22 protein-coding genes are annotated in these 24,808 nt (G+C 69.2%); 20 read left to right on the forward strand and 2 right to left on the reverse strand.

Annotated features, from left to right (window positions below):
• Positions 1-172: 172 nt before the first annotated feature.
• The 19 genes from ACZ6DL_RS04265 (at position 173) to ACZ6DL_RS04355 (ending at position 21,364) form a co-directional block, all read left to right on the forward strand.
• Complete coding sequence (locus ACZ6DL_RS04265) at positions 173-1,147, forward strand: alkaline phosphatase family protein (RefSeq protein ID WP_466048895.1); 975 nt, start codon at positions 173-175, stop codon at positions 1,145-1,147.
• A gap of 374 nt (positions 1,148-1,521) precedes the next feature.
• The gene (locus ACZ6DL_RS04270) at positions 1,522-3,921 is read left to right on the forward strand and encodes a RelA/SpoT family protein (RefSeq protein WP_357032470.1); all 2,400 of its coding nucleotides are present in this window, start codon (positions 1,522-1,524) and stop codon (positions 3,919-3,921) included.
• A 302-nt stretch (positions 3,922-4,223) separates the two neighbouring features.
• Positions 4,224-5,822, forward strand: a complete 1,599-nt coding sequence (locus tag ACZ6DL_RS04275) for a cutinase family protein (protein WP_466048897.1) — start codon at positions 4,224-4,226, stop codon at positions 5,820-5,822.
• A gap of 57 nt (positions 5,823-5,879) precedes the next feature.
• The gene (locus tag ACZ6DL_RS04280) at positions 5,880-6,848 is read left to right on the forward strand and encodes a DUF8176 domain-containing protein (RefSeq protein WP_466048898.1); all 969 of its coding nucleotides are present in this window, start codon (positions 5,880-5,882) and stop codon (positions 6,846-6,848) included.
• A gap of 15 nt (positions 6,849-6,863) precedes the next feature.
• Positions 6,864-7,742, forward strand: a complete 879-nt coding sequence (locus ACZ6DL_RS04285; protein WP_040867667.1) for a MinD/ParA family ATP-binding protein — start codon at positions 6,864-6,866, stop codon at positions 7,740-7,742.
• Positions 7,739-8,401 (forward strand): DUF6668 family protein, encoded by a 663-nt coding sequence (locus ACZ6DL_RS04290; protein WP_281878951.1) that lies wholly within the window; start codon positions 7,739-7,741, stop codon positions 8,399-8,401. Before ACZ6DL_RS04285 ends, ACZ6DL_RS04290 begins: the two co-directional genes overlap by 4 nt.
• A 51-nt stretch (positions 8,402-8,452) precedes the next feature.
• Entirely contained in the window at positions 8,453-8,749 is a 297-nt protein-coding gene (locus ACZ6DL_RS04295; RefSeq protein ID WP_039799032.1) for a hypothetical protein, read from the forward strand.
• A 7-nt stretch (positions 8,750-8,756) separates the two neighbouring features.
• The gene (locus tag ACZ6DL_RS04300) at positions 8,757-9,032 is read left to right on the forward strand and encodes a hypothetical protein (protein ID WP_040867663.1); all 276 of its coding nucleotides are present in this window, start codon (positions 8,757-8,759) and stop codon (positions 9,030-9,032) included.
• Between the two features lie 31 nt (positions 9,033-9,063).
• Positions 9,064-9,720, forward strand: a complete 657-nt coding sequence (locus ACZ6DL_RS04305; protein WP_466048900.1) for a DUF8175 domain-containg protein — start codon at positions 9,064-9,066, stop codon at positions 9,718-9,720.
• Positions 9,717-10,529: a DUF8175 domain-containg protein gene (locus ACZ6DL_RS04310; RefSeq protein WP_466048902.1), complete on the forward strand. Its 813-nt coding sequence runs from the start codon at positions 9,717-9,719 to the stop codon at positions 10,527-10,529. The genes ACZ6DL_RS04305 and ACZ6DL_RS04310 overlap by 4 nt, the downstream gene beginning before the upstream one ends.
• The gene (locus ACZ6DL_RS04315) at positions 10,526-11,365 is read left to right on the forward strand and encodes a DUF8175 domain-containg protein (protein ID WP_466048903.1); all 840 of its coding nucleotides are present in this window, start codon (positions 10,526-10,528) and stop codon (positions 11,363-11,365) included. The genes ACZ6DL_RS04310 and ACZ6DL_RS04315 overlap by 4 nt, the downstream gene beginning before the upstream one ends.
• Entirely contained in the window at positions 11,359-12,831 is a 1,473-nt protein-coding gene (locus ACZ6DL_RS04320) for a hypothetical protein (protein WP_466048905.1), read from the forward strand. The genes ACZ6DL_RS04315 and ACZ6DL_RS04320 overlap by 7 nt, the downstream gene beginning before the upstream one ends.
• Complete coding sequence (locus ACZ6DL_RS04325) at positions 12,828-14,318, forward strand: SCO6880 family protein (protein ID WP_466048906.1); 1,491 nt, start codon at positions 12,828-12,830, stop codon at positions 14,316-14,318. Before ACZ6DL_RS04320 ends, ACZ6DL_RS04325 begins: the two co-directional genes overlap by 4 nt.
• 7 nt (positions 14,319-14,325) lie before the next feature.
• Positions 14,326-16,470, forward strand: coding sequence for a hypothetical protein (locus ACZ6DL_RS04330; protein ID WP_466048907.1), 2,145 nt, complete (start codon positions 14,326-14,328; stop codon positions 16,468-16,470).
• Positions 16,467-16,775 carry a transposase gene (locus tag ACZ6DL_RS04335; protein ID WP_040867646.1) on the forward strand — a complete coding sequence of 103 codons (309 nt, stop codon included), beginning with the start codon at positions 16,467-16,469 and terminating at the stop codon, positions 16,773-16,775. The genes ACZ6DL_RS04330 and ACZ6DL_RS04335 overlap by 4 nt, the downstream gene beginning before the upstream one ends.
• A 37-nt stretch (positions 16,776-16,812) precedes the next feature.
• Positions 16,813-18,477, forward strand: a complete 1,665-nt coding sequence (locus ACZ6DL_RS04340; RefSeq protein WP_466048909.1) for a peptidoglycan DD-metalloendopeptidase family protein — start codon at positions 16,813-16,815, stop codon at positions 18,475-18,477.
• Positions 18,478-18,542: 65 nt separating this feature from the next.
• Positions 18,543-19,106 carry a hypothetical protein gene (locus tag ACZ6DL_RS04345; RefSeq protein WP_466048910.1) on the forward strand — a complete coding sequence of 188 codons (564 nt, stop codon included), beginning with the start codon at positions 18,543-18,545 and terminating at the stop codon, positions 19,104-19,106.
• 42 nt (positions 19,107-19,148) lie between these two features.
• Positions 19,149-20,984 carry a type IV secretory system conjugative DNA transfer family protein gene (locus ACZ6DL_RS04350; RefSeq protein WP_466048911.1) on the forward strand — a complete coding sequence of 612 codons (1,836 nt, stop codon included), beginning with the start codon at positions 19,149-19,151 and terminating at the stop codon, positions 20,982-20,984.
• Positions 20,981-21,364, forward strand: coding sequence for a DUF4913 domain-containing protein (locus ACZ6DL_RS04355; RefSeq protein ID WP_466048912.1), 384 nt, complete (start codon positions 20,981-20,983; stop codon positions 21,362-21,364). The genes ACZ6DL_RS04350 and ACZ6DL_RS04355 overlap by 4 nt, the downstream gene beginning before the upstream one ends.
• An 84-nt stretch (positions 21,365-21,448) precedes the next feature.
• On the opposite strand, the gene ACZ6DL_RS04360 is transcribed toward ACZ6DL_RS04355, so the two are convergent.
• Positions 21,449-21,994 carry a hypothetical protein gene (locus ACZ6DL_RS04360; RefSeq protein WP_062973532.1) on the reverse strand — a complete coding sequence of 182 codons (546 nt, stop codon included), beginning with the start codon at positions 21,992-21,994 and terminating at the stop codon, positions 21,449-21,451.
• Positions 21,995-22,403: 409 nt separating this feature from the next.
• Positions 22,404-23,285 carry a peptidylprolyl isomerase gene (locus ACZ6DL_RS04365; protein WP_466048914.1) on the reverse strand — a complete coding sequence of 294 codons (882 nt, stop codon included), beginning with the start codon at positions 23,283-23,285 and terminating at the stop codon, positions 22,404-22,406.
• A gap of 139 nt (positions 23,286-23,424) precedes the next feature.
• Between ACZ6DL_RS04365 and hisS the strand changes: the two genes are divergently transcribed.
• Positions 23,425-24,696: a histidine--tRNA ligase gene (hisS, locus tag ACZ6DL_RS04370; protein WP_466048916.1), complete on the forward strand. Its 1,272-nt coding sequence runs from the start codon at positions 23,425-23,427 to the stop codon at positions 24,694-24,696.
• Positions 24,697-24,808 lie beyond the last annotated feature (112 nt).

The raw sequence follows: 24,808 nt of genomic DNA on the forward strand, positions 1-24,808 counted from the left end.
CTCGATGTTCACCTGGCCGCGACCGGCCGTGAAGTTCGGATATAGCTTGCCGCTATTCCTTGTTCAGAGCGTGTTCAGTGAGGCTACCGACAGTGTGGCCCTCGATGAAACGTCCATGAACACTGCCGTGGCGGACTATCGCGTCTGCCCGCGGGTCCCGCATGGTCGCGGTATGAGCCGAGCGCAACTGCTGTCCAAAGTCGTTGCCGCCGCGGCGGCCGTCTTCCTTCCGCTGTCCGCGACCGGAGTCGCCGAGGGGGAGGCTCCGACGGCCAAGGTGGTCGTGATCGGCCTGGACGGCTTGATGTACGGCAAGGTCGAGCAGGTCCGGGCGCCGAATCTGCTGCGGCTGAGCGGAGAAGGCTTGCTGAGCCGTTCCTCGATCGCTCCGCACATCACCATCTCGGGTCCGTCCTGGGCCACCGTGCTGACCGGCGTGTGGGATCGCAAACACGGCATCACCGACAACCGGTTCACCGCCGCCCCGTTCGCGCGGTACCCGACGGTGTTCACCCGGCTCGAGCGGGCTCGACCGGCGCGGAAGACCCAGTCCATCGCCACCTGGGACCAGATCGCCACCATGACCGGCAGCGGCGACCCGCGCGCCGACGTCGTCGTCTCCACCGCGCCCGTGCCGGACGACCAGGACGAGTCCCGCACCGACGCCGCCACCACCGACGCCGCGGTCGCCGCGATCGGCCGATTCGCGCCCGACCTGCTGTTCACCCATCTGGACCAAGTCGACCGCGCCGGTCACGACGCGGGCGGCGCTTCGCGGGCCTACCTGGACGCCGTCACGCGCATCGATGCTCTGGTCGGCCGCATCGTCGCCGCCGTCGACGCCCGCGCCGCCGCCCATCCCGCAGAGCGGTGGACCATACTCGTCACCGCCGACCACGGCCATCTGCCCAGGGGCGGGCACGGCGGCCAATCCGCGGACGAGACGACCAACTTCGTCATCGCTCGCGGCCCGGACTTCCGGCCCGGCGCCACCAGTACCCGAGCGACCCTGGTCGACATCACCCCCACGGTGCTCGACCTCCTCGACGTCGCCCCCGGCGCCGACCTCGACGGTCACTCCCTGCGTCTCGAGCCCGGACCCGCGCGGACGCCGTTGTCCGAACCCCTGCCCGCCGCGATCCGCTGACCTGCCCCTCGCACGGCCTCGTCGGGGGGCTCGCGCTTCGACCCGCAGGTCCGATCACATCCGGATCCCCGAGCCGGGCAAACTCGCCCGGATGCAGTCCATGGGTTGGTTGTCGCAGGTGGGACGGCAAATCAGTGGTGGTGGGGCGCAGGACGGCTACCGCGTCCGGCGCATCATGAGCATCCGGTATGGGACGGTTGTCAGGCGCAGTCCGGAGCTCAGCGTGCCCGCGTGCGTTCTTCGTCGCGACACCCTCGTGCGCATCCTTGGTTCGCGGAGCGGACGTTGCCGCTGCGCCCGGACTAAAGTTGGTGGTCCGGGAGGTTGCACCGGTCGGATAGGGTGGTCCGATCGAGGCGCGGAGAGGTGGTGGCATGACTCAGCATCTGGGCGAGGCGAAGGTCGAGCAATCGACGTCGGGCCCGCAGCCGAACGGTGCGGGCGCCACCGACGCCGCGAAACCGCAGGCGCCGGCGAACGCGACGCCTCCGCGTCAGCCCGGCACCTCTTCCGCGGTCCCGACCTCGGCCTCGCGCCGGGTGCGGGCGCGCTTGGCCCGCCGCATGACCGGGCAGCGCGGTATCGCCGCGGTCAAGCCGGTGCTCGAGCCACTGGCCACCGTGCACCGCGAGCTGTACCCGAAGGCCAACCTGACGCTGCTGCAGCGCGCGTTCGACGTGGCCGACGAGCGGCACAAGCATCAGTTCCGCAAATCGGGTGATCCCTACATCACCCATCCGCTCGCCGTGGCCAACATCCTCGCCGAACTGGGCATGGACACCACCACGCTGGTGGCCGCTCTGCTGCACGACACGGTGGAGGACACCGGATACAGCCTCGAACAGCTCACCCAGGACTTCGGCTCCGAGGTCGCCCACCTCGTCGACGGCGTCACCAAACTGGACAAGGTCAATCTGGGCGCCGCCGCCGAGGCGGAGACCATCCGCAAGATGATCATCGCGATGGCCCGCGACCCGCGCGTGCTGGTGATCAAGGTGGCCGACCGGCTGCACAACATGCGCACCATGCGTTTCCTGCCGCCGGAGAAGCAGGCCAAGAAGGCCAAGGAGACGCTGGAGGTCATCGCTCCGCTCGCCCACCGCCTCGGTATGGCGACGGTGAAATGGGAGCTGGAGGACCTCGCCTTCGCGATCCTGCACCCGAAGAAATACGACGAGATCGTCCGGCTGGTCGCCGACCGCGCGCCCTCGCGCGACACCTACCTGGCGAAGGTGCGGGCCGAGATCGTCAACACGCTGGCCGCCTCCCGGATCAACGCGATCGTCGAGGGCCGCCCGAAGCACTACTGGTCGATCTACCAGAAGATGATCGTCAAAGGTAAGGACTTCGACGACATCCACGACCTGGTCGGCATCCGCATCCTGTGCGACGAGGTGCGCGACTGCTACGCCGCCGTCGGCGTCGTGCACTCGCTGTGGCAGCCCATGGCGGGCCGGTTCAAGGACTACATCGCCCAGCCGCGCTACGGTGTCTACCAGTCGCTGCACACCACCGTGGTCGGACCGGACGGCAAGCCCCTGGAGGTGCAGATCCGTACCCAGGACATGCACCGCACCGCGGAGTTCGGCATCGCCGCGCACTGGCGCTACAAGGAGACCCGCGGCAAGCACTCCAACGACACCGCCGAGGTCGACGACATGGCGTGGATGCGCCAGCTGCTGGACTGGCAGCGGGAGGCCGCTGACCCGGCCGAGTTCCTGGAGTCGCTGCGCTTCGACCTGAAATCGCCGGAGATCTTCGTGTTCACGCCGAAGGGCGACGTGATCACGCTGCCGCAGAAGTCGACGCCGGTGGACTTCGCCTATGCCGTGCACACCGAGGTGGGGCACCGCTGCATCGGCGCCCGGGTGAACGGGCGGCTGGTCGCGCTGGAGCGTCAGCTGGAGAACGGCGAGGTCGTCGAGGTGTTCACCTCCAAGGCGCAGAACGCAGGACCCAGCCGTGACTGGCAGAACTTCGTGGTGTCCCCGCGCGCCAAGGCGAAGATTCGCCAATGGTTCGCCAAAGAGCGGCGCGAGGAGGCGCTGGAGAGCGGCAAGGACCAGATCTCCAAGGAGGTCCGCCGCGTCGGGCTGCCGCTGCAGCGGTTGATGAGTGTCGACGCGATGACCGCGGTGGCCCACGAGCTGCACTACACCGATATCTCCACGCTCTACACCGCCGTCGGCGAGCATCAGGTCTCCGCGCACCACGTGGTGCAGCGGTTGATGGCGCAGCTCGGTGGCATCGGCGACGTGGAGAACGAGCTGGCCGAGCGCTCCACCCCGTCGACGACCCCGAGCAGGCAACGGGTCACCGGCGACGCGGGCGTGCTGATCCCCGGCGCTGCGGGCACCGTCGCCAAGCTGGCGAAGTGCTGCACTCCGGTGCCCGGCGACGAGATCATGGGCTTCGTGACCCGCGGTGGCGCGGTGAGCGTGCACCGCACCGACTGCACGAACGCCGGTTCCCTGCGGGAGCAGGCCGAGCGGATCATCGAGGTGTCCTGGGCGCCGTCGCCGTCCTCGGTGTTCCTGGTCGCCATCCAGATCGAGGCGCTCGATCGCACGCGGCTGCTGTCGGACGTGACCAAGGTGCTGGCCGACGAGAAGGTCAACATCCTGTCCGCTTCGGTGGCCACGCACGGTGACCGGGTGGCGATCAGCAAGTTCACCTTCGAGATGGGCGATCCGAAACACTTGGGGCACCTGCTGAATGTGGTGCGCAACGTGGAGGGCGTCTACGACGTCTACCGCGTCACCTCCGCCGCTTGATCATCCGCGCCTCGACCCGCGAGTAGCTGTCAAATAGCTAACAGCTCAAGGTGTTTCGGGTCCCGCAAAGCAAGTTTCGGGCTTGCCATCCGGGGCGGACTGTCGGAAACTTGTCGGACTGAAACCGGGAACGCGCCAGCGTATGGTGCGTTCATTTCGGTGTGTCGTGGAAGTTTTCCGTCGATGCGGCAGTAATAGCCGGAATCTGTTACCGTCTATTGCGTTTCATGGCGTTGAGGTACCTGCGGCAGACGACTTGATTGCGGATCGCTATGACTGGATACACGGCAAGACTCTCGGGGATGCTGGTAGCACTCGCCGTGGCTGTGGCGACCGCCGGTGTCGCCGCGGCGGAGCCGTCGGATCCCGCCGGGCCCTCCACACAGATCCGTCTCGCGACCTGTCCCGCGTTGTACGCCTTGGGGATTCAGGGCACCGGTGAGTCCTCCCCGGACGCCGCGCCCAGCACCGACACGGGCATGCTCTCCACTGTTTTCCGGCCGATGATGGCGAAAGCTCCCGACGCCGGTCTGGTCGACCGGGCTTACGTGCCATACGAATCCGGCTTCGGCGGGGCGACAGCCGGTGGCGTGGTGCCTTATTGGGATTCGGTGTCCGGCGGCCTCACCCGTTTGCGGAGCATGGCCGAGACCGTCGCCGACGCGTGCCCGAACAGTCGTTTCGCGGTGGTCGGCTACTCGCAGGGCGCGCATGTCGCGTCGATGTTCGCGCAGGAGATCGGCCAGGGCCGCGGCGTGCTGCCCGCCGAGCGGGTCGCCGCGGTCGCGTTGTTCGCCGACCCGACCCGCAATCCCGGCGCACCGCTGTTCCCCGGCGCGCCGGGCAAGGCGACACCGGACCCCGCGCCGGGAACCTCGGGCGAGCGGCTGGAATCCATCGCCGCGCTGCCGCAGGCTCCCGCCACCGGCGGCGGCATCGGCCCGGAACGGGACAAGGCCGCGAACTTCGGGGCGCTCACCGGCCGGGTGGCGAGTTTCTGCGCGGCGGGCGATCTCGCCTGCGACGCTCCGGACGGCGCGCCGATCCTGCGGGCGGTCGCCAACGTGGCCGGTCAGTCCAAGCTCAGCGGCGGCGACCCGATCGGCTCGCTGGTATCGATCGCGCAGGCGCTGGCGTTCACCTCGATCAAGACCGCGACCCGGGTGCTCGACGAGGACGTGCAGGGCAATTCGCTGGCCACCCTATCGATCTCGCCGGAGAAGTCCATCTCGCAGCGCCTCGCGGACGCCTCGGACCCGCGTACGCCGCTGAATCTGCCCGGCGCGCTGCAGGCGCTGCTGAAAATCGGCATGATCGGTTTGAACTCGGTGATCGCGGTGGTGCGGGCGGTGATCGACTCGGCGAACATCTCCGAGCTGGCCACCGCGGGATTGACGAATCCGCCCGCCGCCCTGGTCAGGCTCGGCGCCGAGCTGGTCGGGGCCGTTCCCCAGCTGATTCCGCCGACCACCGGGGTCCGGCTGATCAACCAGGCATTCGACGCGGTGGTGCAGAACATCACCGACAACAGTGAACTGCTGAACACGACGACGTGGGTGCGCTACTGGGACACCGTGCAGCGTCACACCGCCTACGCCGGCGCGACCGTCTCGGCAGGCGGGGCCGCGCCCACGCAGTTCGTCGCCGACTGGTTCGCGGCGCTGGCCCGCGATATCGCCGACGCCTTCGGCGGGAAGGCCCAGCCACGGCCGGTGCTGGAGAAGCAACCGACCGGATTCTTCGGGGACGGCTCCGGCGCGTCTCCCACGCCGACTTCGTCCGGTACGGGACAATTTCCGTTCGGGACAGGAGCCGATGGCGCCTCATCCAGCGGCGTGACATCGATTCCGCCCACCGACCGAACCGGCATACCCAACGCCTACCCGTTCTCCACGAACTGATCGCCGAGAGGGTCCGACGATGCGATACTGCGTGCCCTGCTCTGCGGGAATGGGGGAATGTTGAAGTCGTACAAACAGCTTTCCCGCTGGTACGGCGCATTGGAGCCGGAGACCGGTGCACCGGAGAAAGACAAGCCCGATGAGGCGAATGTCATCATCCCTGCGGACGACGAGGGGCCCGCGCGCTTCCCGGACTACATCCGCGACGACGCCGAGCCGTGGCAGCGCAAGCCCGAGGAGGTCCCCGCGGACCTGCCCGCCCAGCGCAGCGAGTTCACCGGCGGGTGGTCGGACTGGGTGGTGACCGGCCATGCGCCCGGTCCGGACGACGACTACGTCGCGCCCCGGCCGGTCGATCCGGTGCCGTTCCCGTGGGCCGACGACGACGAGCACGAGCCGGTCGAGCAGCCGCGTCCCGCGGTGTCGCGTGCGCTGCGGAAGGCCGCCCGCGACCATCCCGCCGTGCGCCGGGCCCGGCTGTTGCTCATCGTGATCGCGGCGGTGCTGATCATCGCCGTCGCGGCCGTGGGTGTGCTGCTCCTGCTGCGCGCTGCCGCCGATCGCGCCGCGCTACCGAGGGACTCGCATGTGTCCGCGTCGGTGCAGCTCACCGTCGGCGGCGCCCAGGCGGTCGGCAATCCGCGCGCGGTGGGTGCCGGCGCCTGCCCGACCGAGCGCAGTGACGCGATCGTGCGCAGCGCGGAGGCAGGCGGCACGAGCTCCGGGCCTGAGGTCGTGCTGTCGTTCCAGTACGCGTACTACGTGGAACGCTCCGGGGAGCGAGCCCGCGCGGTCGTCGCCCCGGATGCCAATGTCCAGCCCGCCTGGGTCATCCAGCGGGGCATCGACTCCGTCCCGGCGGGCACGACACATTGCGTGCGGATCGTGACGGTCGGTGACAACCGGTATTCGGTGGAGGTCACCGAATACCGGCCCGGCGGCGCGCCCGCCACGTACAACAGGCAGACGGTCACCACCGCGGTGATCGACGGCCGCACCCTGATCACGGGTATCGCGGCCGGATAAAGGAGAGCAGAAGCGATGGGAGAGGACTGGAGCCGCTGGCTCGACGAAGCGCCCGGGGAGGGCGCTGCGCCGAGTCGGCCGGTGCGTTCCAAGGCTCCGGTGGTGCGGTTGCGGCGCGGCAAGGATGACGGCTCCGAGGCGGATCATCCGGCACAGCGGCCGATCCTGGTGGTCGGGGGGTGCGGTGGTGCGGGCACCACCACGACGGCGTTGGGCTTGGCGGGCGAACTCGGCACGGGCGGTACCCCGACGGTCGCGGTGGACGCCACCACGGCGGGCAGCGATCTCGCGCTGCGCGGTGCGGACGAGCATCTGCACCCGATCAGCCTGCAATCCTGGTTGTACGGACGCGGTGACGACGAACCCGCCCCGCTGAAGGAATGCTTGTCACGCGCGACTTCGGGCATCGGCCTGCTCTGGCGCGACGCCGCGCCGCTGCGCAGGCGTGCGACCTATCTCACGGTTGCCCGGGCGGTGCGCGACGCCGGATACACCGCCGTCTACGACGGGGGACATCCGATTGCCGCCAGGCAACTGCTTCCCCTGCTCGATGACGCGGATGTGGCTCTGGTGCTTGCCATTCCGGCGCGCACGGATGCGGCCAACCGCCTACGGGTCGCGCTGGAATGGCTCGACGACCAGTTCGGCGATACCGGGGAAGGACACGGCGGCGGCGTCGTCGGCGACACGACAATCGTCGTCTCCCACCAGTACCCCGGCGACGACTCCCGGGTAGCCGAACATTTGCGCGAGCATTTGTCCGGCTGGGTCCGCGATATCAAGGAGATTCCCTACGATCCGCACTTGGCCCGGGGCGAGCTCGTGCGGCACGCCTCGCTGGCCGCCGAGACGCGCCGGGCATATGGGCGCTTGCTCGCAGGGGTGGCATCATGACCGCCGCCATGATTTTTCCGCGTCAGCCCGACCCCGCGCCCGCCGGTGTGATCGCCCCGCCGGAGTCCCGCCGTGCCGCCGTCTGGGACCGCCCCGTACCGGGTGTCGGCCGTGCGCCGCTGGTCTGGCTGCTGGGTGTGCACGGGGGCGCCGGAGCCAGTACCCTCGCGCATGTGCTTGCGCCCGCGGCGGATTCGGGCCGCCGCTGGCCCGGCGTCTTCGACCGCGAAAGTCCGTTCGTCGTCCTCGTCGCCAGAGAGACCATCGCCGGTCTGTCCCGTGCGCACGACCTTCTGCGCCAACATCTTTCGGGTTTCGCCGGTCCCTCCGACGTGCTCGGCCTGATCACCGTCGCCGCGCGGCCCGGCCGGATGGCTCCCGAGATCCGGCGCTACCGCGACGTGGTCGGCTCCCTGGCCGGACAGGTGTGGCAGGTGCCGTGGTACGAGGAGTGGACGCTGGTCGAACCGGAGCAGCTGCCCGTGTGGTCGCCCGGTGATCCGATGCCATCCAGGAAACGCAAGCTCGATCTGCTGGAGGAAGTCCCGCTCGATGTCCGGGAGCTCGGCGCCGACATCGTGGCGGCCGCTCGGACGGCACTGGAGGAGGCCGGCTACGACCGCCGGTCACCGGATCTCCGTAAGCCGCCCGATGAGTGATCGTCCGCATCGAAACGGCGACAACCACCCACTATTCGAGAAAGGCATCCGATGAGCACGCTCCTCCTCGCCGTGCAGGACACGTACGGCACCGTCCTCGCGCAAGTCGGTAATCCGACGCCGGAGGCGCCGCCGGGCTCGGAGAAGATCCTGCAGCTGGTGCGGTATCTCACCTGGTTCGTGCTGTTGTCCGGAATCTGCGGCATCGTCTACGCGGGTGGCAAATTCGCCTGGGAGAAGTGGACCGGCGGTGGTCTGGAGTCGCCGAAGATGGTGGCGGGCGCGATGATCGGCGGCGTGGTCGCCACCAGCGCGGGCACCATCATGAACGCCGTCATCGGGACCTGAGGTCGCGATGAGTACCGTGCGCATGCCCGCGGCCGAGTTGCTGGCCTACAAGCAGATGCCCGCCGACGTCCTCGCACCGCTGATGCAGCTGCTGAACTGGCTGCTGTGGTTCGTCCTTCTGGTCTGCCTCGCCTGGATGATCGTGTCCGCGGGGAAGCTGTGGCTGACCTTCCGCAGCGACCTGGCCATGAACGACGCCTCGCACGGCGTGCTGATGAGCCTGCTGGGTGCTGTGGTGGCGAGCACGGCGTCGGGGATCGCCCTGGCGTTCCTGCCCGCGTGAGCCGCCGGAGCGGGACGGGGACGAGGCGGGAATGACTTCGACAGTACTGCGGCCGGCGGATTCCGCGGCGTGGCGGCGCGACATCCGCCGCCCCGCGGCCGGAGTCGTTGGCGCCGCGCTGCTGTTCGCGGCGGTCGGCTGCGGCGGTAACGCGGACCCGGCGGGGCCGGACCTCTCGGCCGCACCCACCGATGTGCGGTGGCAGCCGTTCCAAGGCGTGCCCCTGCCGCACACCGGCCAGGGGCCGCGATCGACGGCCGACGGCGCGGCGACCGGCTTCGAGCACTCGCCGCGCGGCGCGGCCATCGCCGCGCTGACCCATTCGGTGCGGCTGGCGGTAGCCGCCGACACGCAATGGGCGAGAGTGGCTGCGGGAGAGGTCATTCCGGGCGCGGCCAAGGACGAGTGGGCGATCAACCGGGTGCAGCTGTCGATCACGGGCCCGGCGGCCCCGGAGTTCGCGCCCCGTTTGCTCGGCTACAAGATCACCGGTTACACCGACCGGCACTCCACCGTCGACGTGTACACCGAGTACTCCGACCGATCGAAGGCGGTGCACCACACGGCCGTCGAGTGGTTCGGCGAGGACTGGAGATTACGGCTGCCCGATCCGGATTCGACCGCCAGACCCATCGATCCGATCGACGCAGTTCCCACCGACATCGTGAAAGTGGAGGCACCGACGTGAGCGACAGGGAGTCGTACGCGCGCGACCGTGTCTCCTTCGGCATCGTCGCCTCCGCCGCCGTGCTGGCGCTCATCGTGGTGGTCGGCATCTTCGTCTTCGTCAGCCGCGACGAGGAGCAGGCCGGCGGTGCCCCCGCCGTCACCGAGGGTTCCGGCGGGACCGGCTTCGCGAGCCCCGAGGTGGACATCCTCGGCAGGCGCGTGGACATCCCGAACAACCCTGCCGGACAACCGCTTCCGCAGGATCCCTCCCGGCAGCGCAAGCCCACCGACCCGGACTGGCTGACCGCGGCGCCGCAGGGCACCGCCGAACCGCACGGCTGGCAGCGGGTGTACGGCGCCTCCGTCCCGTTCTCCACCTCCGACGGGCCGACGAGGATCGAGGACGACCTGGCCGTCGGGTACGCGCACACCCCGCAGGGCGCGGTACTGGCCGCGGCGCAGATCACCTACCGGCTCAATGCCCGTCCCGCCGACCGCGACCTGTATGTGCGCCAGGTCCGCGTCTCCGCCCAGCAGATCGCCGCCTACGACAAGGCGCTGGCCGACGACCGACTGCCCGAGCAGCAGCCGGAGAAAGTGACCCGCTACTTCGTCGCGTCGGACGCGTTCAAAGTGGACGACTACGCCGATGATCTCGCCATCGTCCGGCTGGCCACCAGGGGACCGGTGGTGGACGGCAAACGGCTGTGGGTGGCGACGCGCCTGGTCATGGTGTGGGACGCGGGCGACTGGCGCCTGAAGCCGTCGACCACCGACAACACGCAGATGGAGTATCTCGAGTCGCTGACGGGGTGGACGCAGTGGTGAGCCGACGCGGTTCCGGCCGGATGCCCTTGGCGCTGATGGGCGCGGGCGCGGTGATCAGCGTCGCGCTGGCAGCCGCCCTGACGGTCGCCGCCCTGCGGGACAACGCCTCCCCCGACGAGCGCGACGCGGGGCCCGGCGCGTCCTCGGAAAGCAATCCTGAACCCGGCACCGCGACCGCGGCATTCGGCAACCCGGAGACCGACCTGTTCGGCCGTCGCGTAGACGTTCCCATCCGCGCGACCGGTGTCGTCCTGCCACAGCATCCGGATCAGCGGCAGCAACCGGGCACGCCCGGGTGGACCGCGGCCGCGCCGACGCCCGCGAACGGCGAGGGCGTGTGGCAGCGCCTGTTCGGTGGACCGGTCGTGCGGTTCTCCGCCTCGGACGGCCCATCCCGGATCGACGGCTCCGCGGCGCTGGGATTCGCGCACACGCCGCAGGGGGCCGCGCTGGCCGCCGAGCAGATCTACTGGCGGACCAACGCCAATCCCAAGGATCGCGCCCTGCTCACCCGGCTGGTCGACGTGACGCCGCAGTACTTGGCCGAGTACGACCGGCTGGTCGCAGAGGGCAAGGTGTCCGACCGCCTGCCAGACAAGCTGAGGCCCCTGTTGTTCGCTTCGGATGCGTTCCGAATCGAAAGCTATGCAGATGATTTCGCGAAAGTGCAGTTTGCGAGAAAGGCTCGAGAAACAGTTGATGGCCAACCAACATGGGTGGGCATGCGCCTGGCGGTCCGGTGGCGAGACGGAGATTGGAAGCTCACCACGGTGACAGGCGATGAGCGAGTGCAGATCGAGTCCCTGCTGAGCATCGAGGGGTGGACACAATGGTGAGGCGCCTAGTCACGATACTCGCGGTCATCTTCACGGTGATGATCGCGACGCCGACCGTGGCCTACGGCCAGACCTACGGTTTCGACGAGACGTGCAACGAGATTCATGACACGCTCGACAACGTCGGCCTGCCCGGCATTTCCCTCGGCGACGCCGCGTCCGCCGCCTGCAAGGCGGGTAATGCCGCCTCGCATCCCGACCAGGCGGCGACGGCGGTGAAGGACAAGGCCTGGGATTCCACCTTCGGCAAGGTGGTCGATTCGCTGATGAACGGTCTCGGTGAGGCCATCATCCTGGCGTTGACCTTCTGGATGAAGGTGCCCAACGAGGCGGCCAGCGACTCCGGTTCGCTGTTCACCAAGATCAACGACTACACCTATCAGGCGCAGATCCTGCTGTTGATAGCGTCGGTGATCCTCTCCGGGGCGCGATTGGCCGAAGCCAGACGCGGGGCAGCGATGAACGAGGCGGCCGAATCGTTCCGGATGTTCACCCGCGTCATATTCAGCTCCTGGATGCTCGGCGCGGTGATCGTCGCGGGTACGCAGGCGTCGGACCGCTTCGCGGAGTGGATCATCGACGACTCGACCAACGGCAATGCCAAGGACCTCGCCGAGCTGATGGTGAAAACCAGTAAGCTGCAAGCATTTTCGCCGGGCCTCGTGCTGATCATCGCGATCGTCGGCCTGCTCGGCGCGCTGGCGCAGATCGTGCTCGCTATCGTGCGGCAGGGCCTGCTGGTGATCGCGGCCGGAGTGCTGCCGCTGGCGGCGGCGGCCTCCGGAATGAACATCGGCAAGCAGTCCTATCAGAAGCTGATCGGCTGGATCATCGCCTTCATGCTGTGGAAACCGGTGGCCGCGATCGTCTACATGATCGCGTTCACCACGGCGGGCCACGTCGACTCGCTCACCCCGACAGGCGGCCTGCCCGACGGTGAGCAGGCCCAGCGCATGCTGGTCGCGATCGTGCTGCTGTGCAGCGTGGCGTTCGTGCTGCCCGCGCTCATGCGACTGGCCACTCCGGCCGTCGCGATCGTCGGCAGCGGCGGTTCCGGTTTCACCGCGGCGGGCGGCACCCTGGTCGGTGTGGCGGCCTTGGGCGCCATGGGCACCAAGGCGGTCGGCGTCAAGGGCACCGCGGCTCCCGGTAGGGCCGGTTACGTGAGCGGCAGCGGCACCGGCCCGCGTCCGGGCGGCGCGGGCGGACCACGCGGCGGCGGCGCACCCCGGCCGACCCCACCGCCGCGTGGCGGCGGCCCACAGGGCGGCGCGGCTCCGCGCGCCTCCGGACCCGCGGGCGCGGCCGGGGTAGCGTCCGGAGCGGCCAGGACGGCGGGCCGGATCGGCGCGGCGCGCGCCGCGAGCGGCGGGCTGAACCGGGCCGACCAAGCCATGGGTGACGTCGCGGGCGACCGCTGGACGAACCGTTCACCCGACCTCGGGAGGAGCACCATTCCGCGATGACACTCACCGACACCTACGAGCGGCGCTCGTACGGGCTCTGGCAGAAGCCGCGCAGCGCGGGCCTTTTCGGCCTGCGCTGGGAGGAAACCGTGCTCGGCTTCGCGGTCGTGATCACGGCGCTGATCACCGCGATGGTCGGCGGCTTCCAGTGGGGTGTGATCGTCGGCGGCATCGGTGTCGTCGTGATGGTCCCGCTGGTGTGGCGGACCGGAGGTCGTTCGGGCTACGAGACGGGATTGATGATGTTCAACTGGATGCGCTCGCGCAGTCGCGGCGAGCACGTGTACCGCGGCGGCCGCTTCTCCCGGATTCCCGGCGGCGTCACCCGCCTGCCCGGACTGCTGGCGCCGTCGAAGTTGTACGAGGGCATCGACGCGGGCGGTTACAGCTTCGGCATGATCCACCTCCCGCAGTTCGCCCAGTACACGGTGGTGCTGCGCGCGTGGCCGCAAGGTCACGAGGCGGTGGACCAGCCGGTGATCGACCGCTGGGTCTCGGCGTGGGGCACCTTCCTCGCCTCGGTGGGCCAGACCAGCGACATCGTCGCCGTGGTGCCGGTCATCGACACCGTGCCGGAGACCGGAAACCGTTTGCTCACCGAGGTTTCCGCGATCACCAGGCCGGAGGCGCCGGAGCTGGCCCAGCAGGTGATGTACGAACTGGCCACCGAGCTGCCGCAGGAGCGGGTGCAGTTGCTGCCGCGGGTGGCGATCACGTTCAAGGCCACCACCGCCGAGCGCCGCAAGAACCCGGCGGAGGAGGCCGTCGAGATCGGCCGTCGCCTGCCCGGCATCTGCGCCGCGCTCGCGGAAGCCGGTGTGCGCGCCCAGCCGATGTCGGCCGACGAGGTGATCTCCTTCATCCGCCGCAGTTACGACCCCGCTTCGCAGGCCGACCTGGAAGTGGCCGCGGGCGAACCCGACGGGCACGGCCTGGACTGGGCGGACGCGGGCCCGGTGTCCCATGACGAGAAGTGGGATCACCTGGTGCACGACGGTGGCCGCTCGGTCACCTGGGAGATGGACGCGGCGCCGGAGGGCGCGGTCGACGAGCGGGTGCTGCAGCGGCTGCTCGCGCCGAATCCCGAAGTCCCGCGCAAACGTATCGCGATCGTGTACCGTCCGCACTCAGCCGCCGACGCCGCCGAAATCGTCGACGACGATTTCAAGAACGCGTTGGTGGCCCAACAGAGCGAACGCGGGGTCGTGTCCGCGGCGGCGACGCTGCGGGTGGGCGCGACTCAGCAGGCCCGCGAAGAGCAGGCCAGGGGTCACGGTGTGACCCGCTTCGGGGCGCTGGTGACCATCACCGAGCCCTTGCGCGGTGACCTGCCGCGCATCGAAGCCATCACGCGCGACCTGTCGACCCAGGCGCGCTTGAAGATTCGGCGGTGCTACCGCTACCAGGCGGCGGCCTTCGCGGCCTCCCTCGGGTGCGGAGTGATCCTGCCGGAACACGCGACTATTCCGAAGGCACTGGCGGGGTGAGCGATTCATGGCACGGGACTACGAGCCACCCGTACGGGAACGGGACGAGGACGCACGCCGCAGGCGGCTCGAGCAATCCGGCCGGGACGAGTGGGGACAGCGGCCCGAGCGGCGGCGACCCGCACGGGATTCGGCGCGGGTGAACGGCGAGGACCGGCCGGGCGTGGACACGTCCGACCGGCGGGCGGCCGAGCGGCGCGCGCGATCGGGCGCGGGCAGGCCCGACGGCGCGCGCACGGACCGGGCGAACACCGAACGGTCTCGCGGCGAGCGGAACCCGCGCATGTCCCGTGACGCGGTCACCGAGCGCATCGCCGCGCGTCCGGATCGCAACGGTGCCAGGAACGGCCGCGTGGCACGGCCCGCGAAGGTCGACTACACCGCCGACCGCGCCATGGGCGCACCGAACACGGACAAGGCGGCTCGCCGCGCGAAGGCGAAGGCGGATCGGCGCAAGCAGTCCGGGCCGCCGCTGCTCGATGACGCCACCCGCGCCAAGCTGGAGATGATCGCCCGGGAGGGCAGTGGCCTGCGGGCGGCGTTCGCGCAGTTCCGGGTCCGCACCGACGACATCCGCCGCCGTAACTACGCCGCGCGCGCGGAGCAGACGATCGAAGACGGTTTCGACCGCAGCACAGCGCAACTCACCGACCGCGGCTACGCGGGCGCGGGCGGCGGCCGGATGAACGTGGTCGGCCGCCCGGTCGAGTACCGCGCCACCACCGCTCAGGTCGCCGGCCTGTGGCCCTGGTCGGTCGGCGCGGGCGCGCCGCTGATCGGCACGCCCCTCGGTTCGCATCTGCACACCGGGGCGCCGGTGTGCTTCGACCCGATGAACTGGTTCATGCGCGGCAGTTTCATCACCGCGCCCAGCCTGTTCGTGCTCGGCCTCAACGGTTTCGGCAAGTCCTCGCTGGTTCGCCGAATCGTGCTCGGCGGCATCGCGCAAGGGATCACCCCGTTGATCCTCGCCGACGTGAAACCGGACTACCGCAAGATGGTCGAGCTCGTCGGCGGCCAGGTGATCGACCTGGGTTACGGGCACGGCAAGCTCAACCCGCTGGCGGCGGGCGTTCTCGGTGCGGTCGTTCCACGGCTGGAAGAGTTCCCGGCCCTGCAACTGCAGGTGTTGCAGGACCTGCGGGCCCGGCAGGTGACGTTGATCGCGGGTCTGGTCGAACTGGTGCGCGGCGACCGGGTGCGCGACTACGAGGAAACGCTGATCTCCACCGCGCTGCGCATCCTCTACCGGCCGGGTAGCGGATACACGCCGGACAAGCCGCCGATCATGGAGAACCTGCTCGAGGTGATCGTCGGCGGCGGCGAGGAATTGATGCTGGACGCGGGGGCCGACGACCTCGCGGAGTACATGGAAGCGATCAAGGGGCTGCGCCGCTCGCTACGCGCGCTCACCCAGGGGCCGTTCGGCGCCGTCTTCAACGGCCAGACCACCGTGCCGATCGACACCAGCGCGGTCGCGGTGTGCATGGACGTCTCGCACATCCCGACCGGCGACAAGAAGCTCAAAGCCGCCGTGATGCTGGCCTGCTGGGCCGACGGGTTCGCCTCGGTCGAGGCCGCGCACGTGCTCGCCGACGCGAAGCTCGGCCCGCAGCGCTATTTCCAGGTGGTGATGGACGAGCTGTGGCAGGTGCTCGGCCTCGGCGACTTCATGGTCGACCGCGTCGACGAGCTCACCCGATTGCAGCGCGGCATCGCCACCGCGCTGATCATGATCAGCCACACCATCAAGGACCTGCAAGCGCTCGGCTCGGAAGCCGCCATCGCGAAGGCGCTCGGTTTCCTCGAGCGGGCGCGCGCCAAGATCTTCGGCGCGCTTCCCGCCGAGGAGATCAAACGGCTGGACAGCACGGTTCCGTTCACATCGGCCGAGGAGGAGATGGTGACCGGATGGTCCGCACCGCAAGCGCTGACCGGCGAGGCGCTCAAGCCGGGACAGCAGCGGCCGTCCCCGCCCGGCACCGGTAAATTCCTGCTGAAGATCGGTGAGGACCGCAGGCCCGGCATCCCGTTCCACATGGAATTCACGCTGTCGGAGAAAGAAAGCGGGATCCACGACACGAACCAGCGCTTCAGCGAGTTCACCGAGTCGACCTCGCGCGGAACGGATTCACCGGGGAGTGCCGCATGATGCCGCACCGGTCCTACCGTCGCGTTTCGCCGGAGGTCCGCCAAGCGGCGGTCGAACAGGTCATCGCCCTGACCGGCAAGCTGCGCAGTGAATCGGAGGCCTGCCGCGTGGTCGCCGAACAGATCGGTGTGCACACCAACTCGGTGCGAAACTGGGTGCGCGCGGCCGAAGGCCCAGGTCTGGAGCGGATGGACGCGACCGCGCTGCGGCGCAAAGTGGCGCTGCTGCAACAGCAATTGGCGGCCGCCGCCGAGATGAACCGCACGTTGGCCGACACTCTCAACGAAGCCCGGCGCCGGACGTGAACCCGGGCTGCGCGCGGCACGATGCCGGAGTGCGGCGATGAGCGGCAAAACGGCGTTGTGGACGGCGCTGGGCGCGGTGCTCGGCCTGATGACCATCGTGCTGGTCATCGTCATGCCCTCCGTGGACGACGCCTGCGAGGGCGGCTCGGTGCTCGGTTCGCAGTCGGCACTTCCGCCGCTGCGCGGTGATGCGCCGGGCGATCGGCGCGCCGCCGCGACCACCGGTTCCGGCGCGACACAGACCAACCCGGCCGCGACCGCCACGCCCTCGCTCGCCGCGGGGGTAGGCCCGCTGCGCCGCACGTTGCCGATGGCCACCGGAACCTTCACCGTCTCGGACACCTTCGGCGCGCGGGGCGGCGCGCACAAGGGCGTCGACTTGGCCGCGCCGGACGGTACGCCCATCTTCTCGGTTTCCGACGGCCGCGTCGTCGCCGCCGGTCCGGCGTCGGGATTCGGCAACTGGATCGTCGTCGATTCGGTGGACACCAACGGCCGCTCGTACTCGGCGGTCTACGGCCACATGTGGGACTCCGGCGTGCTGGTCCGGCCGGGCGACACGGTGACCGCGGGGCAGCACATCGGCGCCGTCGGCTCGGCGGGTGAATCCAGCGGCCCCCATCTGCATTTCGAGATCGTTCCGGGCGGCCGGTTCACCGGCGGTCGTCAGATCGACCCGTTGCCCTGGCTGGACGGCGCGCCGACCCCGGACGTCGGCGGTGCGCGCGCCTATTCCAGCGATCCACGCTGCAGCCTCGGCTTCGGCACCGTCGGTGGTGCGCTGGCCGCGGGCAAGGTGCCGCAAGAACTGGAGATCTGGTACCGCCGTGCGGGTTCCCTCTGTCCGCAGATCACGCCCTCGCTGCTGGCCGCGCAGGGCAGGCAGGAGTCAGGCTTCCGGCGCGGGGCGACTTCGCCCGCCGGGGCCCAGGGCTTGGCGCAGTTCCTGCCGACCACCGCGGTGAGCATCGATCCCGACGACGGCAGGCCATATGTGATCGACGCCGACGGCAACGGCGTGGCCAGTGTGTGGGACGACGGTGACGCGATCATCGGCCAAGGGCGCTATATGTGCGCGATCGCGCACAAGATCCAGCAGTGGCAGGCCGAGGGCAGGGTGCAGGGCGACATCGTCGCGCTGACGCTGGCGGCCTACAACGCGGGCGAGGGCGCGGTCCTGGCGTCCGGCGGCATGCCGAACCAGGTTGCCGCGCATTACGCCGAGACCCAGCCGTATGTGCGCAATATCCTCACGATGGAAGCGCAGTACCGAGCGCCGGGTTCGCTCGGCCGGTTCACTCCCGGACAGGGTTCGGCCGGTGACCAGATCGTCGAGGCCGCGAACGAATGGCTCGGCACCCCGTACGTCTGGGGCGGTGGCGGGCCCCAGGGGCCGAGCGGCGGGGGACTGGACGGACCGGGGTTGACCGCGGCGGCGGTGTTCGCGGCGTCCTCCGGCGCGGTGACGCTGCCGCGCACAGCCGAACAGCAGTGGGAGGCGGGTGCGGAGGTGCCGATGCGAAAAGCGCAGCCGGGCGATCTGGTGTTCAGCTCGTTCGGTCCCCGCGGCCCCGCGCAGGTCGGCATCTACGTCGGTAACGGTCGGATGATCCAGTCCGTGCCAGGTGCGAACGCCCGCTCGGCGGGCGGCGTTTCGGAAGTCGCGGTGCCGGGGGACGGACGGGCGAGGAGGGTGCTGTGAGCGGTGACGGGTCCGAACACGCGGCCGCGGGACTGCCGCGACACCCTGCGGTGCGGCTAGCCTGGATGGATAGAGCGAATGCACGCGCGAAACTGGTGGTGATGCTGGTGGTGAGCGTCGCGGTGCTGGGTGCGGCCTGTGGCCGCGCGGACCGCGCGGACACGGGATCCGATGCGGCGCACCCCGCTACGTCCACACCTCGGTTGCTGGAGGGCGTGCCCGCCCCCGACCCGGTGACGCCCGACGGTGTCGCGGTCACGGCGCTGCGGGAGATCTACAGCTGGCAACCCGCTTCCGAGACCGAGGGCGCTTCCCTGGGCCGGGCACGGAAGTTTCTCGGCCCCAGCCTGATTCGTATGCTGGATGCGGCGCCGACCGCGGTGGAGACGCCGAAGTCGACGCTGCAGTGGGCGGATTGGGCGAGGGAGGGGGCGCGCGTGGAGGCGTTCACGTTCGCGTCCGGTGAAAAGGCGCCCGCCCTCAGCGACCCGAACGTCCAGCAGTTCAAGATCGGGATCGAGCAGACCGTCGTCTATCCGAACGGACGCAAGGAGCCGCTGCCGCCCGCGACGGTGATCGCCACCGTCGTGCGCACACCCGACGGCTGGCGGCTCGACGCATTCCGCTGACCACCCGCTTTCCGTACCGGACGGCCGACCCAGGAGGCACACATGGCGAAGAAGAAAAAGGTGACGGATCCGGCGGTACCCGGACCCGACGTCAGCCTGCTACTGACCTACGCCGGCTTCGCGATCTTCGGAACCCTCTGGCTCGCCCTGCATCTGGGCAACCTGCTCGCAGGCAGCCCGCAGAAAGTCCCGTTCAATCCGATCGCCATCGCGGCCGATCTGGCGCGGGGCAAGCTGCAATGGCCCGGTGCGGCCACGGCGATCGTGTTGCTCGTGATCCTGAGCGTGGTCGCGTACCTGGTGATCCGCAAGGAGTTGCAGAAGCGCCGGTCCAAGGGCAGGCTGCCGGTGGACGACAAGGCCGACGTGATGGGCAACGGCGGCGCGATCTCGATGCTCACCGAGGCAGGCGTCCGGGAGAAGGCCCAGCAGCTGGGCGTGCGACTCGGCTACGACGACGCTCCCGGTGTGCCGATCGGTGTCGGTGTGGCCGACGGCGTGATGCTCTACGGCTCGTATGAGGATCTGCACCTGGACATCTGGGGTCCGCGCCAGGGCAAGTCGACGTCCCGGGTGATCCCCGCGATCCTCACCGCGATCGGCCCCGTACTGGCCACCTCGAACAAGCGCGACGTGGTGGACGCGACCCGGGATGTCCGTGAGTCGAAGGGAAGTCCTACCTTCGTCTTCGATCCGCAAGGTGTCGCGGGCGAAGAGCCGACCTGGTTCTGGGATCCGCTGTCCTGGGTGGATGCCAAGCGCGAAGGGTGCGAGATGCGCGCGGCGCGGTTGGCGGGGCACTTCGCCGACGGCGACGACGGCAGCGACAGCAACCACGACGCGTTCTTCGATCCCGAGGCCGAGGACCTGCTGGCCGGACTGTTCCTCGCCGCCGCGGTCGGCGATCGCAACGGCAGCAGGCCGATCGTGCAGGTGTGGGAGTGGGTGACCAATCCGCAGGACACCGAGCCCATCGAGCTCCTGCGCGCCGCCCGCCATCACTACACGGCCTCGGGCCTGTCCTCGCAGTACAACGCCGATCCACGCACCCGCAGCGGCATCTTCGGCACCGCCAAGAAGATGATCCGGTGCCTGAAATTGTCGAATGTGCACCCGTGGATCACCCGTGGCGGCGATCGCAGGGAGTTCGACGAGCTGGAGTTCCTGGAGAACAACGGCACGCTCTACAGCTTGTCGCTGGAAGGCCGCGGTTCGGCGGCGCCCTTGGTGAGCGCGCTCACCGAGGCGGTGGTCGACGTGGCAATGCGCAAGGCGTCGCAGTCGGCCGGTGGGCGCTTGGCGATTCCGATGCTCGCGGTGCTCGACGAGGCCGCCAACGTGGTGCGCTGGAAGGACCTGCCCAAGCAGTACAGCCACTTCGGCTCACGCGGCATCGTCGTGATGACGGTGCTGCAATCCTGGGCGCAGGGGGCCCGCTGCTGGGGCGAGAGCGGCATGAACGCGTTGTGGTCGGCGGCGAACATCAAAGTGCTCGGCAGCGGCGTGGACGACACCAAGTTCCTGCAGGAGCGTTCGGACGTGCTCGGCGAATACGACGCGATCTCGCAGTCGGTCTCCGAATCCAAGGGCGGCAAGAGCTATTCGCGCTCGCTGGGCTCGTCCAAGACGTTCTCGGTCAACGCCCTCGCGACGCTGCCGCGGGGCCGGGCCATCCTGTTCCCCTCCGGTGCGCCGCCGGTGCTCGTCCGTACGGTGCCTTGGTGGGAGGGTGAGTACGCTGCGGACGTGAAACAGTCCATCTCGCACCATGATCCACAGCGCAAGACGCAGATCGCGGACGTGATCGGTTCGCCGTCGCTGAGCAAGTCGACGCCCCCGCCGGAGTATGGCCAAGTCGAGGAGGTCCGGCCGCTGTGACCGAACAGCAGCAGAACATGATCTACGCGACTGTGGTGGCGTTCGTCGAGGAATACCTGAGCGTGGTCTATCGGCGGCAGGTCACCGATCTCAGTGACACGGTGTGGTGCCCCGAATGGTGGCAGCACGCCGAAGCGGTCGCCCGTCTGGACGCGCTGTGGCGCGCCTGGGAGCACTACCGCCAAAACCCGTCGACAGGGTTGAGCGTCTGGTTCCTGGATCATGCCGATCCGCACATGGCGAAATTGTTCGACCCCAAAGGCCCGTTCAAATATTGCAGCGTGCGCAACGGCCACAAGGACATGCTCAGCCCGCTCCCGACGAAATCGCCGCAGCACGGGATGTTCGGCGACCCCACGATGGGGGACTTCTCCACCTAGTCGACCGCACCGCGTGATCTCCGGTATCGGCCGGAAAGACGAATGCCCGCCGAATGATCCAGCGGGCATTTCGTCCTTTTCCTGCTATCGCGTGCGCTCCAAGCCGCGGGATTCCTGTTCCCGCCCGCCCCTGGTGACCGACGGGGCCTCGCCCGGACGGGAGCGTACGGCCTCACCCGGCGGTTGTGCCTGCCCTACTTCGATCAGCATCCGTACCGCGGCAAGCTCCGGTGCGACACCCATTTTGGCCAGGTGGGCCGCGATCGCCATGCGGCGTTCCTGGGAGTCGTATTGCAAAGCCGGCTTGGCGGCGGCGTTGGCCGCCATCCGGGATGCCTCGGCTTGCGCGGAGAAGCGGTCCTTCTCCAGCGACACGCCCTTGTCCGCGATCGGCTTCTCGATCAGCCGGGCCAGCTCGGTGTTGCGCGGATCCTTGGCCTTCGCGTCGCGCGCCTCACGCAGCTGCAATTCCTTGGCCTCTTTGAGCCGGGCCTCGGTGAGCTTGACGCGCGCTTCGGCTTCCTTCTGACCACGCTCGCGGGTCCGCAAGGCGACGAGCGTCGCAAGCTGCAACATTGTCCTCATCATGGCCGCGGTTTCCCGGCCGATGTCGTCCAGTTCCTCGGACATGGCTGCTCCCCGATGCTGCAGTGATCACTATGGATGATGTGGTGCTTCGTTACGGACGCCGCCACGCGAACTGTAGTCCCGTGCAGCGGGTCCCGCCTGCAAACGTGGACACCCGGAGAACTTGTGGTGCGGCACTTCCTGTCCGGGGGATCGCCCGGCCGAGGCCGTACTACGCCGCAAGAACTCCTTGTATCGAGATTACCCGACAAAGGTCGGCACAATCGAACGAGCGTGCCGGTTTATCAGCATATATCGCACATTTCCGGCGTGTCTCCGGGCGCGCCGGATGATCTTCGAACTGAGGGCACCCTAACCGAAGAAAGGTTCGACTATCCTCGCGTCGGCCGGATGGGGGTGGACATGACTCGGGCCCGCGGCCGGAGAGCGGCGGCGGGCCCGGAGTGCGCGCTCAGCGGTCGATGCGCACCGACTGGATCGTGACCGGCTGCTTGGGCTTCCCGTCGCCCGGGCCGTTGGAGTCGTCCTGGCCCAGCTCGGCGATCTTGTCGAGCGTGCCGAGGCTGTTGTCGTCCACGGTGCCGAAGATCGTGTACTGCGGCGGGAGCATCGAATCCGAGTACACGATGAAGAACTGACTGCCGTTGGTTCCGGGGCCCGCGTTGGCCATGGCCAGCACACCGCGCTTGTACGCGATCGGTTCGGAGGTCGCCGCGGGATCGTTCGGGGCGTACTGATCGGTGGGGTACTCGTTGTCGAATTCGTAACCGGGCCCGCCCATTCCGGTGCCGGTGGGATCGCCGCACTGCAGGACCTTCAGGCCCTCGCCCGCGGTCATGCGGTGGCAGCTGGTGCCGTCGAAGTAGTTCTGTGCCGCCAGGCTGACGAAGCTGTTCACCGTGCACGGCGACTCGGCGTTGTTCAGGGTCAGCCCGATCGGGCCCTGGGTGGTCTCCACGCTGACGCTGACCTTCGCGTCGACGCCGGTGGTGGGGATGCCGTCGGCCTTCGGCTTGCCGACCGGCTTGTCCGCGGGCTTGGCGCTGTCGCGGTAGGAGCAGTCGACCGTCGCGGGCTTGGCCTTCGCGGAGGGCGGCGCGGCCGCGGCGGGGGTACTCGACAGCGAGGCGTCCGCGGCGTCGGAGTTGCTGCTGCTGTCGTCGCCGCGGGTCAAGAAGTACACCCCGGTCACGGCGGCGACCACGAGGACGACACCGATTGCCGATCCGGCGATCGTGAGTTGCTTGCGCTTGCGCGCCCGCTCGGCCCGATTGGCGAGCTGACGTTCCAGCTTGCGTTTCGCCGCTGCTCGTCGCTGTTCGTTGGTCGGCACTACCACGTTCCTCCCGTATCCGGTTACATCGGGATAAGAGTGTGCCATTTCTTTCTGAGACTGCTCCGCAACCTTCCTGAGAGGCGGTTCGGCGAATCGGTTGGACTTGCGGGGCCGTAGTGGTGGAAACTGGAGCATCGTGACGAAGACCAGCAGCTTTTCCGCCCCGAAGGGGGTACCGGACTACGTGCCACCCGGCTCGGCCGAGTTCGTCGCGGTGCGCGACGGCCTGCTCCGCGCCGCCCGACTGGCCGGGTACGGGCATATCGAACTGCCGGTCTTCGAGGACACGGGCCTGTTCGCCCGCGGTGTCGGCGAGTCCACCGACGTGGTCACCAAGGAGATGTACACCTTCCCCGACCGTGGCGATCGCAGCGTCACGCTGCGCCCCGAGGGGACCGCGGGTGTGATGCGCGCGGTCATCGAACACGGTCTCGACCGGGGCCAGCTGCCGGTGAAGCTGTGCTACGCGGGTCCCTTCTTCCGCTACGAGCGCCCGCAAGCCGGCCGGTACCGGCAGTTGCAGCAGGTGGGCATCGAGGCGATCGGCGTCGACGATCCGGCGTTGGACGCCGAGGTCATCGCCATCGCCGATGCCGGATTCCGCGGCCTGGGGCTGGACGGATTCCGGCTCGAGGTCACCTCGCTGGGTGACGAGACCTGCCGCCCGCAGTACCGCGAACTGCTGCAGGAATTCCTCTTCGGGCTCCCGTTGGACGAGGAGACGAAGCGACGCGCCCAGCTCAACCCGCTGCGCGTGCTGGACGACAAGCGGCCCGAGGTGCGCGCGATGACCGCGGACGCGCCGCTGATGATCGATCACCTGTCGGAGTCGGCCAAGGCGCACTTCGAGCAGGTGCTCGGCCACCTGGAGGCGCTCGGTGTGCCGTATGCGGTGAACCCGCGCATGGTGCGCGGCCTGGACTACTACACCAAGACCACGTTCGAGTTCGTGCACGACGGTCTCGGCGCGCAATCCGGCATCGGCGGCGGCGGTCGCTACGACGGTCTCATGGCCGAACTCGGCGGCCAGCCGCTGTCGGGTATCGGGTTCGGCCTCGGTGTCGACCGCACCATGCTGGCGCTGGCGGCCGAGGGCAAGTCGGCGGGCAGCCCGGCGCGCTGCGAGGTCTTCGGCGTGCCGCTGGGTGACGCCGCCAAACAGCGGCTGGTGGTGGTGGCCGCGCAGTTGCGGGCGGCGGGCGTCCGGGTCGATCTGGCCTATGGCGGGCGCGGTGTGAAGGGCGCGATGAAGGCGGCCGACCGCTCCGGGGCCAGGTTCACCCTCGTGCTCGGCGATCGTGACCTCGCGGAGAACACCGTCGGGCTCAAGGACATGGCGACCGGTGATCAGCGGCAGATTCCGCTGCCCGAGGTGGTCGGCGTGATCCGGGAGTCGCTGGCCGGGTAGCGCGGTGGCCGGTGCTGTCGGGTTCCGCCGCGCGACCGCCGGGCGCGCGACACTGTGCGCCGAACCCGTCGCGGGCGGGGTGCGGGGGCGGTAGCGTGACCGGCGCGCACAT

It is taken from the genome of Nocardia sp. NPDC041819 (assembly GCF_055590505.1).